This window comes from Candidatus Baltobacteraceae bacterium, from assembly GCA_035502855.1.
Taxonomy (GTDB): Bacteria; Vulcanimicrobiota; Vulcanimicrobiia; order Vulcanimicrobiales; family Vulcanimicrobiaceae; genus Aquilonibacter.
Window position 1 is genome coordinate 64,950 of the sequence record DATJTX010000015.1, and the last position, 15,619, is coordinate 80,568.

General features: G+C 64.1%; 12 protein-coding genes and 1 pseudogene. 9 read left to right on the forward strand and 4 right to left on the reverse strand.

Annotated elements, in window-relative coordinates:
* The 4 genes from VMF11_03170 (at nucleotide 1) to secA (ending at nucleotide 7,550) form a co-directional block, all read left to right on the forward strand.
* Nucleotides 1–807, forward strand: a complete 807-nt coding sequence (locus tag VMF11_03170; GenBank protein ID HTU69299.1) for a polysaccharide deacetylase family protein — start codon at nucleotides 1–3, stop codon at nucleotides 805–807.
* Between the two features lie 299 nt (nucleotides 808–1,106).
* The gene (locus VMF11_03175; GenBank protein HTU69300.1) at nucleotides 1,107–2,222 is read left to right on the forward strand and encodes a hypothetical protein; all 1,116 of its coding nucleotides are present in this window, start codon (nucleotides 1,107–1,109) and stop codon (nucleotides 2,220–2,222) included.
* 216 nt (nucleotides 2,223–2,438) lie between these two features.
* Nucleotides 2,439–4,847, forward strand: a complete 2,409-nt coding sequence (locus tag VMF11_03180; GenBank protein ID HTU69301.1) for a GAF domain-containing sensor histidine kinase — start codon at nucleotides 2,439–2,441, stop codon at nucleotides 4,845–4,847.
* Between the two features lie 66 nt (nucleotides 4,848–4,913).
* Complete coding sequence (gene secA / locus VMF11_03185; protein ID HTU69302.1) at nucleotides 4,914–7,550, forward strand: preprotein translocase subunit SecA; 2,637 nt, start codon at nucleotides 4,914–4,916, stop codon at nucleotides 7,548–7,550.
* 10 nt (nucleotides 7,551–7,560) lie between these two features.
* Here the strand turns inward: secA and VMF11_03190 are convergent, their stop codons facing one another.
* Both VMF11_03190 and VMF11_03195 read right to left on the reverse strand, forming a co-directional pair.
* Nucleotides 7,561–8,496, reverse strand: coding sequence for an alpha/beta hydrolase (locus tag VMF11_03190; protein HTU69303.1), 936 nt, complete (start codon nucleotides 8,494–8,496; stop codon nucleotides 7,561–7,563).
* Nucleotides 8,497–8,548: 52 nt separating this feature from the next.
* Nucleotides 8,549–9,388, reverse strand: coding sequence for a hypothetical protein (locus VMF11_03195; protein HTU69304.1), 840 nt, complete (start codon nucleotides 9,386–9,388; stop codon nucleotides 8,549–8,551).
* 167 nt (nucleotides 9,389–9,555) lie between these two features.
* Between VMF11_03195 and prfB the strand changes: the two are divergent.
* A pseudogene (gene prfB / locus VMF11_03200) lies at nucleotides 9,556–10,584 on the forward strand (peptide chain release factor 2).
* Nucleotides 10,577–11,959 (forward strand): DUF2079 domain-containing protein, encoded by a 1,383-nt coding sequence (locus VMF11_03205; GenBank protein ID HTU69305.1) that lies wholly within the window; start codon nucleotides 10,577–10,579, stop codon nucleotides 11,957–11,959. Before prfB ends, VMF11_03205 begins: the two are co-directional and overlap by 8 nt.
* Here the strand turns inward: VMF11_03205 and VMF11_03210 are convergent.
* On the reverse strand, nucleotides 11,887–12,885 hold the full coding sequence (locus tag VMF11_03210; protein ID HTU69306.1) for a glycosyltransferase family 9 protein: 999 nt from the start codon (nucleotides 12,883–12,885) through the stop codon (nucleotides 11,887–11,889). The genes VMF11_03205 and VMF11_03210 overlap by 73 nt on opposite strands.
* A gap of 33 nt (nucleotides 12,886–12,918) precedes the next feature.
* On the opposite strand from VMF11_03210, the gene VMF11_03215 reads away from it, so the two are divergent.
* Genes VMF11_03215 through rlmN form a run of 3 tightly spaced genes read left to right on the forward strand, consistent with a single transcriptional unit; the run spans nucleotide 12,919 to nucleotide 15,060 of the window.
* On the forward strand, nucleotides 12,919–13,266 hold the full coding sequence (locus VMF11_03215) for a heavy metal-binding domain-containing protein (protein ID HTU69307.1): 348 nt from the start codon (nucleotides 12,919–12,921) through the stop codon (nucleotides 13,264–13,266).
* A complete protein-coding gene (locus tag VMF11_03220) occupies nucleotides 13,259–13,918 on the forward strand; it encodes a uracil-DNA glycosylase (GenBank protein HTU69308.1) in 660 nt (219 codons plus the stop codon). The genes VMF11_03215 and VMF11_03220 overlap by 8 nt, the downstream gene beginning before the upstream one ends.
* A gap of 14 nt (nucleotides 13,919–13,932) precedes the next feature.
* The gene (gene rlmN / locus VMF11_03225) at nucleotides 13,933–15,060 is read left to right on the forward strand and encodes a 23S rRNA (adenine(2503)-C(2))-methyltransferase RlmN (protein HTU69309.1); all 1,128 of its coding nucleotides are present in this window, start codon (nucleotides 13,933–13,935) and stop codon (nucleotides 15,058–15,060) included.
* Nucleotide 15,061: 1 nt separating this feature from the next.
* Here the strand turns inward: rlmN and VMF11_03230 are convergent, their stop codons facing one another.
* Nucleotides 15,062–15,238 carry a hypothetical protein gene (locus VMF11_03230; protein ID HTU69310.1) on the reverse strand — a complete coding sequence of 59 codons (177 nt, stop codon included), beginning with the start codon at nucleotides 15,236–15,238 and terminating at the stop codon, nucleotides 15,062–15,064.
* Nucleotides 15,239–15,619 lie beyond the last annotated feature (381 nt).

Sequence of the window (15,619 nt, forward strand, 5' to 3'; positions counted from 1 at the left end):
GTGAAAACGATACTCGCTGCTCTGCTCGTGCTGGTCATCGGCGCGGGAGCCGTTCGCTTCTTTCGCCATGAGAGCAATCTCATTCCGGCGATCGTGACGCCGCAGATGAACGTGCACAACGAATTCTCGGGCGATTTCACGGCGCGCCTTTATCGTGTCGTGCACCGCACGATTGCGGCCGACCGGTCACCACGGCCCAAGCTGATCGCGCTGACGTTCGACGACGGTCCCTATCCGATCTTCACGCCGCTTCTGCTCGACGAGTTGCGTACGCTCCACGTTCCCGCGACCTTTTTCCTGATCGGGCGCGATGCGGAGCAGTGGCCCGAGATCACACGGCGCATCAGCCTCGACGGCAACGAGATCGGCAATCACACCTACACTCACCCGGATCTCGATAAGGAGACGCCCGCACAGGTGCGTGACGAGGTGCTCCACGCGAGCGAAGTGCTCTTTGCGCTCGGGCGCGATACATCGGTGCGTTTTCTCATGCGTCCGCCGCACGGGCGTTACACGATGGCGACGCTGCGAACGCTGCAGGGGATCGGGTTCGACGTCGTCTTGTGGACCGATGACTCGGGTGACTGGCGAACCTTTCCGCCCCAGCGCATCTCGAACGATATGATCCGTCACGCGAGCGCACCCGACATCGTGCTGCTCCATAACGGAAAGCTGGCAACGATCGAAGCGCTGCCGACGGTCGTCGCGCGCTTTCGCCGCGCCGGTTATCGGTTCGTGACCATCGGCGAAATGCTGCGCCTGACCACACCGCAGGCCATCAATCATCCCCTGCGCGAGTCGGTGTAATTCCGTGCCGAGACAGATCATCGACACCGAATCCGGGCGCCCGGCCTATCGGCGGCGGCTGATTCTGCGCTGGGCCATCGTCCTCGTGCTCTTCGTCCTCGCCGTTCTAGCCGCGGTTCGGTTCTGGGAGGTGACCCGTCCCAGGATGAGCACCGGGGCGGCGCTCGTTCCAGGAAAAGTGGGTCGGCTACCAAAACCAGGGCCCGGTTCCCCACATGCGGGAACGAAACGGCACGCGACGTGTGCCGTTATTCAAAGGAGAAGGAATGCTGCCTAGGCTCTGCCTCGGCTTCGTAGGAGTGATCCTGACCGCAATCATCGTTGCGGCATGTAGCTCGAGCGATGCCACCCAGACGATTTCGGTCGGGCCCAATTTTCCGCCGCAGACACTGTACGCGGCAAACGTGACGCAGAACGCGATCGGCATATATACGCCTGCCGCGAAGTCGACAACGGGCCCCCTCTACGCGATCGGCGGCAGCAACACGACGCTCTCCGGGCCGCAGTACCTCACCTTCGATAGCTCGAGCGATCTGTGGGTGACCAACTGGCTGGCGAGCACCCAGATCGGATCGATTCTCGAGTTCAAGGCCCAAGCGACCGGAAACGTGATCCCGTATCAAACGCTTTCGCTCGGGAACGCGCGCCCCTACGGCATCACCGATTTCCCGTATACCTTCACCGGGACGACCACCTCGACCGACGTGCTGGCCGCGGCCGAAGTCAACCCGGCGCAATCGGCGGGATTCACCAGCGGCATCTACTTCTACGAGGCGGCGCTGCTGACGGGCGCCTATCAAATCTTGGCCGGGCCGATGACCGGGCTTAACGTGCCGAGCGGCGTCGCAGTGGACAGCAAAGACAATGTCTACGTTTCGAACCTGCAAGGCTCATCGGTGGAAGTCTTCGCGCTGCCCTCGGCAACGCCGACCGCCTCGCCCTCACCGACGCCGACCGCCTCACCCACGCCCGCACCGACGCCGACCGGCGCGACGCCTTCGCCCTCGCCCACACCCGTGCCCACCGCGACGCCGCTGAACATCGCGCCGTTCGCAACGATCTCGGGCTCGGCCAGCGGTATCAATCAGCCGACGGGCATCGCGCTCGATGCGAACGGAAACATCTACGTTTCGGATCAGGCATCGACCGTGTGCACGCCGGACTGCCCGGCGATCCTGATCTTCCCGGCGGGTTCGAGCGGCGCGGTGAGACCGACGTACATCGCCGGGCCGAAGACGCTGCTGGTCGCGCCGACCGACGTCAAGGTCGACAAGAACGGCAACATCTTCGTCGCCGACGAGGCCGCAGGCGCGGGCGTCATCTACGTCTTCGCGAGCGGTTCGAGCGGCAATGTGGCGCCGACCGCGACGTTGAACTCACCGGGTGCGGTAATAGGTCTCGGCCTGGTGCCGTAGTCGCTCATCGAAAGGAGCATCGGCACCGTTCGCACCCACGTCGATCGCCTGGCAGCTCTCACGCGTTTAGCCGATGCGACGACGCCCGAAGAGAAGGCGTCCGCCGTAGCGGCCGGCGCGCTCTCGTGCGTTTCGCAGGGCGTCGCCACCGCGCTGCTCTTCGATAACGAGACGGTCGTCGGCTCGACCGAGCCGGCCGGCGCCGCCGGCTTCGCGTTGCGCGACGGTTCGAGCGAACTGCGCCGGCTCTTCCTGCACGCGCTCGCGCGCTTCGGTGACGGTACCGTTTCGTTCATCGCGCGCGACGCGCAGCGCGCCTTCGTCGGCGTGAGTTCGACGATCGGCGAACGCGATATGCTTTTCGCACCGCTCATCGCGGAGGGCAATACGCTGGGCGTCGTGGCGATCATGATCGAAGGGGAGCCAGATCGATCCGAACGCGAGTCGCTGGGCGCGTTTTGCGCCGTAGCGACGCGAATTCTCGGGTCCGAGCGCGCGCTGGCCGCGTCGCGGCGTCAATCGCGTGACAGCCAGCTGCTGGCGATGGTGAACGAGCGCCTCCACAAATCGCTCGACCGGCGCGACGTGCTCTTCGGCATCGTCGAGGGTGTTCGCGCGGCCTTCTCGGCCGACCGGTGTCTCGTCTACGAACGGATGAGCGACGGCGATCACGCAACCGTCGTGGCGTCGGCGGCGAAAGGGGGATCCCCGGCGGCTCCCAAGGCCGCAGTCGCTCTCGATGCCGATTTGCGCAAGGTATTCGGTGGGCTTACCGTCCGGCGGGATGAGGCCGCCGGCAGCGAGATCTACGGCGAGGGCGCGCATAGCGCGATGGCCTTGCCGTTCGTCGTCGACGGTCGCGTCGAGGACGCGCTGGTTCTTGCGTTCGATCGCGTGCGCGGGTTCGACGACCCGGATATCGCGGCGCTGCGGTCGCTCGCCTTTCACGTAGGACTCGCGCTCTCCAACGCACGGTTGTACGAGCGCGAGCGGGCGCGGCGGGCGCAGGCGGAGACGCTCGAACGGGTCGTGCGTATCTTACGCGACACCCAGTACGTCGACGAAGTGCTGCTGGTCTTCGTGGTGACGGTTTCGCACGAACTGCCGCTCGATTGTGCCGCGTACTCGGTCGACGGAGACGCACTGGTGCGCCGCGCGTTGCGCATCCGCGAGCCGCGCGGCTTCGAGCCGGCGGCCACGATCGACCGCGTCGTGCTCGAACCGTTTCTCGCCGTAGACGAGCCGTCCGACGTGTCGATGTTGCCGCGCATCGCCCGCGATGCGCTTTTCGACGGACGCAGCGGCGTCATCATTCCATTGCGCCTCGAGGGCACGCTGTGGGGCACGTTCATCGTCCGCTCGGCGGATGGCGGCCTGGATTGGCCGCCCGAAGAGCGCGCGACGTTCTTCCGGACGCTCGGTTCGCACCTCGAGATCGCGCTCGCGAACGCGCATGCCTATGAACGCGAACTGCGGCGCGCGCAGGAGCGCGAAACCTTCGCCGAGGCCGCGCGGACGATCCTCAGCCACACCGCGATCGGCTCGCTCGCCGACGTGATGAGCCGGCTCGCGGCTTCGCTCGTTCACGCCGACCGCGCATGCGTGTTGCGGTGGAGCGGCGAGGGATACAGCGTCGTCGGACGTTTCGGAACCGACATCGAGGAGACGATTGCACAGAGCGGCTTCGATCTGGTGCACCGGGCCGAGCGGCTGAGCAGTCTGGTCGGTGACGAGCGGCGCGTGCAGCGTCTGATCGACGGTCCGGGATATGTCGTTACACCGCTCTCGCAAACGTCGGTGAGCGGCGGGGACTCGATCGACGCGTTCCTCCTGGTCGGTCGTGGAAACAACGAACGCTTCGGTCGCGACGATTTGCGCATCATGCAGGAACTTGGCGCGCTGCTCACGCTGGCTCTGCGCAACCTCGAGCTCTACGAGGCGATGGACGAGGCCAATCGGGCGCTGCAAGAGTCGAGTGAATTCAAGGACGATTTGCTCGCGATGCTCGCGCACGATTTCAAAGGTCCGCTCACCGTGATTTTGGGCTACTGCGAACTCTTGCTCGACACGACCTCGCAGTCGCGTGAAGAGATCGACACGATTCACGCGCAGACCAAGCGTCTGGTCCGGCTTTCGGAAGACGCCCTGGTGCTCGCACAAACGCAGGCAGAGGGCTTCTCGCTGGCGCGCACGACCGTCGATGCCGGTGCCTTCATCACCGAATGTGTCGAGGTCACGGCGCGCAACAACGCGCGCTTGCGCGTGCGCGTGCCCGACGCGCCGGTCATGATCGAACTCGACCCGCATCGCTTCCGTCACGTCATCGACAACCTGGTCTCGAACGCGTTGAAGTACTCGACCGGCGAGGTCGAGGTTTCGGTCGAGCGGGGCGAGGGCAGTGTCGTCATTGCGGTACGCGATCGCGGCATCGGGATCCCCAGCGAGGAGCTGGTGAATCTCTTCACCCGCTTCGGCCGCGCGAGCAACGCTCGAAACAAGGGCATTTCCGGTTCGGGAATCGGTCTCTACGTCGCGCGGAAGATCGTCGAGGTCCATCGCGGCACGATCGCGGTCGAGTCGCGCGAAAACGAAGGGTCCACCTTCACGGTGACCCTCCCGACGTAGCTCCCGGCCGGTAGGGGGCCCTTTGCAAAAGCAAACTTTTTTCGGTGGAGAACGTTAGTACTCGGTATGGTATTCCTTCGAACGATCTTTGACGGCAACGAGCGCGAGATCGCCCGTTTGCGGCGCACGGTCGAGCGCGTGAACGCGCTCGAACCCGAGTTTTCGGCTCTTTCCGACGACGCGCTGCGCGCGAAGACCGGGGAGTTCCGTTCGCGCCTGGCCGACGGCGAGAAGCTCGAGGACTTGCTCCCCGAAGCGTTCGCGGCGGTGCGCGAGGCCGGCAAGCGCACGCTCGGCATGCGCCATTTCGATGTTCAGATCATGGGCGGCCAAGTGCTCTACGAAGGCCGGATCGCCGAGATGAAGACCGGTGAGGGAAAGACCCTGGTGGCCACCCTTCCCGTGTACGCCCGCGCGCTCGAAGGGCGCGGCGTCCACGTGGTGACGGTCAACGACTATCTGGCGCGCCGCGACGCCGAATGGATGGCGCCGCTCTATGAATTCCTGGGCTTGCGTGTCGGTATCATTCAGCACGGGCTCGAACCCGCGCAACGCCGCGAGCAGTATGCCTGCGACGTCACCTACGTGACCAACAACGAAGTCGGTTTCGATTACCTGCGCGACAACATGGCCTGGCAGGTCGAGGATCTGGTCCAGCGCGAGCTCTACTTCGCACTGGTCGATGAAGTCGACTCGATTCTCATCGACGAGGCGCGCACGCCGCTGATCATCAGCGGACCCTCCCAAGAGTCGACCGAGCTCTACGAAAAGTTCGCCCAGATCGTTCCGCGCCTGAAAAAAGAAGAAGACTATACGGTCGATGAGAAGGCGCACGCGGTTCCGATTACGGAAGCCGGCGTCGCCAAAGTCGAAAAGATGCTGGGAATCGGTAACCTGTACGATCAGCGCAACATCGAACTCGCGCACCAGCTAAACGCCGCGCTGAAGGCGTGGAATCTCTTCCATCGCGATCAGCAGTACATCGTCAAGGACGGCGAAGTCATCATCGTCGATGAGTTCACCGGCCGGCTGATGCACGGCCGCCGGTATTCGGATGGAATCCATCAAGCGATCGAAGCGAAGGAAGGCATCAAAGTGCGCGGCGAGGATCAAACCCTCGCGACGATCACGTTCCAAAATCTCTTCCGTCTCTACGATCATCTGGCGGGCATGACCGGAACAGCCAAGACCGAAGAGCGCGAATTCCGTGACATCTACGGGCTCGACGTCGTCGTCGTTCCGACCAATCGCCCGATGGACCGCAAAGACAATCCCGACATCGTTTACAAGTCCGAGAAAGCCAAGTTCGACGCGGTCGTCAACGAGATCATCGCCGAGCACCACAAGGGCCGGCCGGTGCTGGTGGGAACGCGCTCGATCGAAAAGAGCGAACTGCTCGCGGCGATGTTGCGCCGCAAGGGCGTCGAGTGCAACGTCCTCAACGCGAAATATCACGAGCAGGAAGCCGAGATCATCAAGGACGCGGGTCAAGACGGTCAAGTGACGATCGCGACCAACATGGCCGGGCGCGGTACCGACATCAAACTCGGCGACGGAGTGGCGAACAAAGGCGGTCTGCACATCATCGGTACCGAGCGGCACGAGTCGCGCCGGATCGATAACCAGCTGCGCGGCCGTTCCGGCCGTCAGGGCGACCCGGGCTCGTCACGCTTCTACATCTCGCTCGAAGACGAGGTGATGCGCCTTTTCGGGGGCGACCGGCTGACCAACGTGATGGAGCGCTTCGGCTTCACCGACGAGCAGCCGATCGAATCCGGCATGGTTTCCAAGTCGATCGAGCGCGCCCAGAGCAAGGTCGAAAATCACAACTACGAAATTCGCAAACACGTTCTCGAATACGACGACGTGATGAACAAACAGCGCGAGATCATCTACGGCGACCGCCGCTCGATCCTCGAAGGAACGTTCGACTCGCGTACGTTCATGCTGCAGTCGCTCGAAGCGAAAGTCGACGAGGCAGTCGATCAGAACGCGCCGGAGAACGCGCACCCGGGTGAATGGGATTACGACGAGATGCTCAACTCGCTCGAATCGGTGTTTCCAATCAAGCGCGAGGTAAAGGTCGACGATCTCGCCGGCAAGGATCGCGAAGAGATTCGCCGGATTTTGCGCGAGCACGCGGTCGCGGCCTTCGAAGCCAAGGAACGCGAGGTTACGCCGGAGATCATGCGCGTGGTCGAACAGCGTTACCTGTTGCTCCCGATCATCGACCGGCAGTGGGTCGATCATCTCTACGTGATGGATCACCTCAAGACCGGCATCGGCCTGCGGGGCTACGGACAGAAAGACCCGCGGGTCGAGTATGAAAAGGAAGCGTACGAGATCTTCGAGTCGCTCAAGAACAACATCGCCGACGAAGCGATCAACGGGATCTTCCGGGTCGTGATCGAGCACGGGCCGCCGCCCGACCAGCGTCCGCCGCAGCCGCAGTTCGAACCGATTCCGGGCGGCGCGATGGTGCCGCAGCCCGCAGGCGCCGGCCGGCTCTCGCCGCACGAAGCCGAGCAACTGCTCGGACCGATGCCGGGCGCGCAGCGCCGGCCGCAGCAACTGCACACCAATCGCGGCGACGAAGAGCCCGCCAAACCCGCGCGCGCCGAGGCGAAGATCGGGCGCAACGAACTTTGCCCCTGCGGCAGCGGTAAGAAGTACAAGAAGTGCCACGGCGCCGGAGCGGCGTAGCGGAGCGGTTCTACGTCGTCTGCGTCTTCAAAAAGGCGTCGAGCGCCGCGTCGAGCATCTGCGGTTGGTCGAGCATGACGAAGTGGCGTGACGGGGTGATCACCTGCACCTGTGCGGTCGAATCGCCGGTCATGAGCTTGGCGTAGTAAGCCTTCTTCGCATCGGGCGTCGGCCAATTTTTGCCGTCGATCGGATCGTCGTACGGCGCGATCACCAGCACGGGAACCGTGATCTTGCTCAGGTCCGGACGTAAATCGAGCGTCATGTCCTCTTGCATCCACACCGCGGACGTGCTGATGTCGACGCCGTCACGCTCGACCATGCCCGAGACGCCACTCACGTCCTTGCTCGAGAGCATCATATCCGGCAAGCTGTAGCTCGCCATAGCGTCGGCGAACTGCGATGAGTCCATGATCATGCCGATCGCATCCGCCATCTGTTTGGCGTTGCTTGCACGCGTATCCGCGCTTTGCGTATCCTCCTGCGGAAGAATCGGAAGGCCGTCGATCGCGACGACCGCTTTGAGCAATTCGCTGTGTTGCTCGGCGAGCAGAATGGCCATCGTACCGCCCAAACTGTGACCGATCAGGATCGGCTTGCTGATATTCTGCGCGGCCATCCATTTCCAAAAGTCGGCTGCGACCGTTTGAAAGAGCGGCCCCCGGGCGCCGGGAGCGCCGTCGAACCCCGGAAGGGTCAGCGCGTAAACCGTGTAGTTTGCGCTGTACGCGGCGATTTCACGTGAGAATTCCCAGGGCCCAAGCGCGTATCCGGGAATAAAAACGAGTGCTTGCCGTCCGGGTTGTCCGTAGACGCTGACCTTGAGCGACCCGGCGGTATACGACGAGTCGTTCTTGGGAAGCGGCGGCGGCATCTCGGCCGCGGCCGGCAAAGCGTAGCCGGCCAAACCTAGCGCAGCAATCAGCGCCACGATGCATCTGCTCATGAAGCGATACCTCCAGGTGGAGGGTGCTTCGCGGTGCCGCGCCGTTTCCCGTCTACTCGAATTGGTTCGGGCTTACGCCGTAGCGATGCATGATCGGCCTGCCCGGAGGCGCCGGCTGCGTGGGAGCCGTCGCGGTTTGGTTCGCGCCGTTGACCATCGTGCCGCCGAGGTCGACGCTGCTGGCCGACACGTTGACGTCGACGCCGCTGCCGTTGTCGCTCATCGTGGTCGTGATCTGGCCGCCGTTTTCGTTGGAACAGGTTATCCGCAGCGAGCCGTTCTGATTGCGGGTGACGGTTTCGTTGCCGAGCTGAACGGTCTGACCGGGCGCGATGCTCGTGGTCACGCCGTCTTGCGTGATTGCGGCGTTGCCGTTGTTATCGAGGCTCACCTGCGTTTGGCCTCGGTGCGTCGTCACCGTGGCGGATTGGTTGTAGGTTACGCCGTTCGCATTTGGCGCCGTGGTTTGGGTCGAAAGCCGGTATCCGCCGCGTATCGAGTCCGAATTCAGGAGATCGGGCTCGCTGTTCATGTCGTTCCAGGTGCTGCCGTTGAACGAGAGGTGCGGATCGCCGTTCGAGCCGCCGCTCGCACTGGAAAAATACTGCTCGTTTCCACTTGCGCCGGTGCCGCCGTACGCTCCAAAGCCCATTTGCTCGAGCAGTTGTTGAATCATCGACATCAGCTGCTGGACGATCGACGATGCTCCGCCTTGCGCCTCCGCCCCGCTACCGTAGACGCCGCCCCCTCCGTTCGGAGCGAATTGCGAGATCGAATCGCCGCCGAACGCCGTTCCGAGCGTGGGGTTCGGAAAGGCCGGCGCGCCGTCGTAAAACCCGCTGTACGCGGGAGAGAGAGTCGAGTCGGGCTGCTCCAGCCACTGAACGCTCATCGCAGGTGAACCTCCGTTCGTGTTGCTGCCTCTCCATCACGCGCTCGACCGGCGGCGGAAAGAGTGTCGGCGTACCTGCGAGAATCCCGGGTCCGCTATGAGCGACTCCCAGCAAACGACGATTACCCGCCTCAGCGACCGCCTGAACGCGCTCAAGGAGCGTCTTTGACTACGTAGGCAAGACCCGCACGATCGCCGAGCTCGATCTGCGCTCGCGAGACGAAGGGTTTTGGAACGATCCGGATCGCGCCCAGCGCACGATGAAAGAGCTGGCCGACCTGCGCGAGGAGGTTGGGCGCATGGACGGCATCGTGCGGGCGCTCGGCGACGCCCGCGAGCTGCTCGAACTCTTCGCCGGCGATTCGGCGGTCGATGCCGAGGTCGAGGAGAATCTCGATCGTTCCGCGCGCGCCTTGGACGAGCTGGAGATGGCGGCGAATTTCGACGGCGAGTACGACTCACACGGTGCAATCGTCAGCATCAACGCGGGCGCCGGCGGCGTCGACGCTGCCGATTGGACGGCGATGCTGCTGCGGATGTATCTACGCTGGGCCGAGCGCAGCGGGTTTTCGACCCAGATCGCCGACGCATCGGAAGCCGAGGAAGCCGGCTTGAAGTCGGTGACCTTTTTCGTGCGCGGTCGTAACGCCTACGGAATGCTGGAGAGCGAGCGCGGCGTCCATCGGCTCGTGCGGCTCTCGCCTTTCGACGCGGCGCACCGCCGCCATACCTCGTTTTCTGCGGTCGACGTGATTCCCGAGATCGAGGCGGGCGAAGCCTCGGACGTCGAGATCAAACCGGACGATCTGCGGATCGAAACCTTCAAGTCGGGCGGCGCCGGCGGACAGTACGTCAACAAGACCGAGTCTGCCGTGCGCATCATTCACGAGCCGAGCGGCATCATCGTCGCCTCGCAGCAGGAACGCTCGCAGGCGCAAAACCGCGACGTGGCGATGAACATTTTGCGCGCGAAGCTGGTTCAGCGCGCGGTCGAAGAGCGCGACGCGAAACTTTCGGCGCTGCGCGGCGAACGCGCCGCCAACGAGTGGGGCTCGCAGATTCGTTCGTACGTGTTGCAGCCCTATCAATTGGTGAAAGACCATCGCACCGGCGTCGAGACCGGGAACGCGCAGGGCGTGCTGGACGGCGATATCGACACGTTCATCTGGCCGTATCTGCAATCGCGCCGTGCGTGACCGCTTCCCGTGGGTTCTCGCGCTGCTTTATGCGGGGTGCTTCACCGCCCTCGGTGCAGTCCGCTACGACGCCCACCGTAATCTGGTCGATTTCGGGATCTTCGCGCAAACGGCCGCGAGCGCGTTCGGATGCTTCTGCAATCCGATCGAAGGGAGCCATTGGGCGTTTCATTTTTCGCCGATCCTCTATCTCGTGGGCGCGGTGCTGCTCGTATGGCGCTCGCCCTTCGCGCTGATCGCGCTCCAATCGCTCGCGTGCGCGCTCGTCATTCCACCCGTCTACGCGATGGTGGCGGGGCGCGCGGGCCGCATTGCGGCACGCTGGTGTGCGGTGGTCGTCGCGCTGTATCCGGCCCTGGGCGGACTCGCCTTCGTCGACTTTCACGAGAACGCGTTCGCGCCGGCCGCCATCGCGTGGGGCGTCTGGTCGTTCGAGAACGGCCTGACGGCCGCAACGTTTTTCTTCGCGATCCTCGCCATAGCGGTGAAGGAGGATCAAGCGATCTTCATGGGCATCGCGGCGCTCGCCGGTGCGTGGCGATTTCGCGGAACGAGCGCCGGGCGCACGGCGATTGGGATAGCGGCGATCGCGGCTGCCGCCGTCTTCGCGTTCTTCTTTTGGATCGAGCCGCACAGCATTGCGAACGCGCACTGGGCGCCGGAGCGATTCTACGCCTGGACGGCCGGCGACGTGCGCGCGCTCTGGCCGCAGGGCATCTTGCAGCGGCTGGGGTTTGCGCTCCTGGTCTTTGCGCCGCTGGCGTTCTTGCCGTTTCGATCGCGCTTTCTCTGGGTTGCACTGCCGCCGTTTGCCGAGGTGCTGCTCTCGCGCATGTCGACTACGTTTACGCTCGGAACGCACTATGCCGGCGCGTGGCTGGGGTACGTGCTCGTCGCGTTCGCGTTCGCGGTGAGGCATTTGCCCCAGCGGCGCGCGCTGCGCTGGCTGTGGGCTTGCGCCGCCCTGTGTGCGCTCGAATTTACGGTCGCCGATCCGTTGCATCCCGGCTTGAATCTGCGTGCCCCGCAACCGCGGGATGCCGCGCTCGATACCGTCCTCGCATCGTTACCGCCAAACACCTCGATCGCGACGCAAGAAGAGGCGTACACACATTTGGCGCTGCGCGACCCGAGTGCGACGCTCTTGCCCGAGGATGCGCGCGAGCCGATCGACGCGTGTTACGTGCTGATCGATCGCGACTTTCCCGATTCACCGCGATTGCAAGAGTACGGCGCGGCGCTGCAGCACCTGGTGCGTACGCACGCATACACCCTGGTGAAGGCGAACGGAGGAATCGAGCTCTATCGCCGCAGTTCGCCGAGCGCTGCCGCGACCTGCACGGGCCAGTCGTCCTCCGCGCGCACCGCGCGGTAGGGCGCAGCCCACGGCGCCCAGCGCGCGAACTGCAAATCGAAATCCCGTAACGGCGGAAAGACCGCGACCGTGGGTGTTCCGACCATGCCCGCCACATGAAGCGCGCCGCTATCGGGCGCGACGAGCGCGGCGGCGCCGGCGATTGCCTCTTTCCAAGGCTCGAGCGTCGCATACCGCTCGACCGGGATCTGCGCGGCATCTTCGAGGCGCCGCGCGTAATCGTCTTCGCTCGCGGCCGCAATCGCGTGTACGGGCCCGCGTTCCGCGACCGCGCGCACGGCGCGTACGACGTGCGCGAAATCGATGCCGAGCCGCTCCCACTTGTCGCTGACTTGAAACGCGATGCGTTCGCTGCACGGCGCGTCGTTCTCGAGCACGAGCGGCCGAAGGGGGCTCGCATCCCGTGGTATCGGTGCCTCGCCGACCAGCGAGGTGCCGAGTTGAAAGAGTACCGCACATTCGTGCGGCGCGCGCGCGTCGAGACCGGCGCTGCGCACGATTCGCTTGGTCAGCATCGATCCGGCCCACAACGTTTTGAACGGCTTGCCCCAACCGTTGACGAACCCGATCCGCTCGGGTGCGCCCACCGCGCGCGCCAGCCGGTAGCCGCCCGGATCTTCCGTCGCTACCAAGACGTGCGTGTACCGGTTCGCGCTCATCTCTTCGCCGAACGCGGCGATCGCGGCGCGGTTTTCCGGCGTGGACGAGCGCAGCGCGAAGGGCGCGAGGTAGACGCGACGTGCCGCGCGCGATGAAAAGACGCCGGCGTTGTGGGCGCGCAGGACGACGTCGACCGGGATCGCGCGCTCGCGCAGAACGGCAAGCAGCGGCACGAGCGCAAGCGCGTCCCCGATCGCATCGAGGCGGATCACGAGCACCGATGGTGAAGTCTGCGGCATGACGGCTGCCAAGATTCCCGCTTGCACGCCTCCGGCGCCTGCCGGATGACCGGCTCCTAAGTGATCGACGCTGACAACGTCGTCACGTTTGACGAACTCGAAGGCTACCGCATCGTCAAACGCTACGGCTACGTTTCGGGCGCGGCTTCGCGGCCGCGCAACCGGCTGCGCGCGACCTTTCGCAGTCTGGGCATGTTGATCGGCGTGGCGGCGGGCGAGTTCGTCAGCGATGCCGAGCAATTGCGCGGCGAGGCGCTCGAGGGCGTGTACAAACGCGCAAACTCACTCGGCGCCAATGCGGTCATCGGGCTCAGTTTTCACGTGAGCGAAAGCGCGGACGGCTCGTGCAAGATCGTCGCCTTCGGCGAAGCGGTTCTGGCCGTGCCGGTCGAGTCCGGCGATGCTTGAAGAGCGCGCGAAGCGCGAACGCTTTCTCGCTCAGGGCGCGGCGCTCGCCGCGGCGTGCCGAAAATGCGAGATCGGATCGCAACGGCGAAACAGCGTCTACGGCGAAGGTGATCCGTGCGCGAGCTTGATGGTGATCGGCGAGGGACCGGGTGAGACCGAGGATCTGCTCGGGCGGCCATTCGTCGGCCGCGCCGGTCAACTGCTCGACAAGATGCTCGCGGCAATCGGCTTCGCGCGCGAGGAAGTGTATATCTGCAACACGGTCAAGTGCCGGCCGACGATACCGGGCCCGCGCGGACCGAAGAATCGCGCACCCGATCTGAACGAAATGGCGAACTGCCGCCCGTTCCTCGACGAGCAGATCGAGATCGTTCGGCCGCGTGTGATCTTGGCGCTCGGCGCGCCGGCCGCGAAGTCGTTTCTCGGGCGGGAGTTTCAAATTACGAAGATGCGCGGCCGCTGGTACGAAGGGCCGGTGGGAATTCCGCTGATGGTGACGTTTCATCCGGCCTACGTCTTGCGTCAGACCGGCGGCGAGGTGACCGCGGTCAAGCGGATGGTCTGGGCCGATCTGAAGGCGGTGCGAGCCAAGCTCGATGAGCCGCCGCCGGAGCGCCCGGTCGAGCAGGCGGCGCTATTTGACGCGCCATGATAAAATGAGGCGCTTTGATCCGAGATCCTCAATCGATTTGGCTCGATGACCTCGCGCATGCGCTCGGCCTCGCCGGCGTGCAAGCATTTCTGACCGAGTTCGAACTCAAGCCATTTCGCTTGAAACAGATCTATCGCGCGGCGAACAAGGAGCTGCTCGGCTCGATCGGCGAGGTGACCACGCTGCCCAAGGAACTGCGCGAAACGCTCGAGGCGCGAGGGTTTTCGTTTTCCTCGGTCGAGCCAGTCGTCGTGCAGCGCTCCAACGATGCGCAGACGACAAAGGGGCTTTTTCGCCTGCACGACGGCAATGAAGTCGAGGCGGTCCTGATGGAGCATCGTGGCGACCGCACGACCGTCTGCATTTCTTCGCAGGCCGGCTGCGCTTTTGCCTGCGCGTTCTGTTCGACCGGGCAAGCGGGGTTCACGCGCAATTTGAATGCGCGTGAGATCTTCGACCAGGCTCGCTTCTTCGCGCGCGAGCTTGCTGCACGAGGCAAGCGCATCACCAACGTCGTTTTCATGGGAATGGGCGAACCGTTCCACAATTACGAAGCGGTGATGGGTGCGGTGGCGCTGCTCAACGATCCGCATGGTTTGGGGTTGGGCCATCGCCACATCACGATCTCGACCGTCGGTCTAGTCGAGCAGATCGACCGCTTTGCGGACGAAGGGCTGCAGGTGAATCTCGCGATCTCGCTGCACGCGCCCAGCGATCGCATCCGCGCGAGCATCATGCCGGTCAACCGCCGCTATCCGCTCGATGCGTTGATGGGCGCCTGCGAGCGTTACGTCGCCAAGACGAATCGTAAAGTGTTCTTCGAATACGTGATGCTCGAGGGCGTGAACGACTCGCCCGAATCCGCGCGTGAACTCGCGGAGCTGATGCGCGGGAAGCTCTATCACGTGAATTTGATTCCGTACAACACGACGCCCGACGGTGCGTTCGCCGGTACACCCGACGCGCGTATCTGGGAGTTCGCAGCGATTCTCGATGCGGCGAGTGTCCCGACCACGGTGCGCAAAAACATGGGACGCGACATCGCCGCCGCATGCGGACAGTTACGTGCAGAAACCCAACCGAAGGCGCACATGCCGCCCTTGTCATCCCGAGCCCATTCAACTGGGCTCAGGATAAACTAGGCTAATCTTCCGGCGGTAATTTGCGCGCGGCGCCGCCCGAGAGGACCGGTGTGCGCGGCAGCAGTGGGGAACGCACGCCGGCAGCGGCGGGCGGGTCGTCCTCTTTGCGCGGGCGCTTGGCGCGTAGACGCCTGGTAAGGTCGCGCACCTGGTCCCAAAAGCGCGGTCGTTTCCGCATCGCAGATCTCCTTGCCGGACCTCTATTATACACTCGACCCAGGCGCATGTTTCCGTCGCGGAAATCAACGAAGCGCCGCATTACTGCGGCGCCTCGTGCGCTTTGATGTGTCTGCCGGCTTGATACGTAGCCGAAGATAGCACATCCCTGACGACTTCGCAACGGTGGGTGGCACGGTATCGGAGCTCGATAGAGATGTCCCCATTTGGACTCAATAGAGATGTCCCCGTCGAGAGGAACCCCTCCCCATGGAGCTTCTCACGATGTCGACCTCCGAAATTACCCGCCTGGCGGCCGTGGAGCGGCTCCAGGCCGGCGATCTGACCCAAGCCGAGGTTGCCCGCCAGCTTGGCCTCTCCATCCGTCAGGTCAAACGTTTGT

Coding starts and splice junctions, on each gene's coding strand:
- secA (HTU69302.1), top strand. CDS start 4,914: ATGGTATTCCTTCGAACGATCTTTGACGGCAACGAGCGCGAGATCGCC.
- VMF11_03220 (HTU69308.1), top strand. CDS start 13,259: ATGCTTGAAGAGCGCGCGAAGCGCGAACGCTTTCTCGCTCAGGGCGCG.
- VMF11_03190 (HTU69303.1), bottom strand. CDS start 8,496: ATGAGCAGATGCATCGTGGCGCTGATTGCTGCGCTAGGTTTGGCCGGC.
- VMF11_03195 (HTU69304.1), bottom strand. CDS start 9,388: ATGAGCGTTCAGTGGCTGGAGCAGCCCGACTCGACTCTCTCTCCCGCG.
- VMF11_03230 (HTU69310.1), bottom strand. CDS start 15,238: ATGCGGAAACGACCGCGCTTTTGGGACCAGGTGCGCGACCTTACCAGG.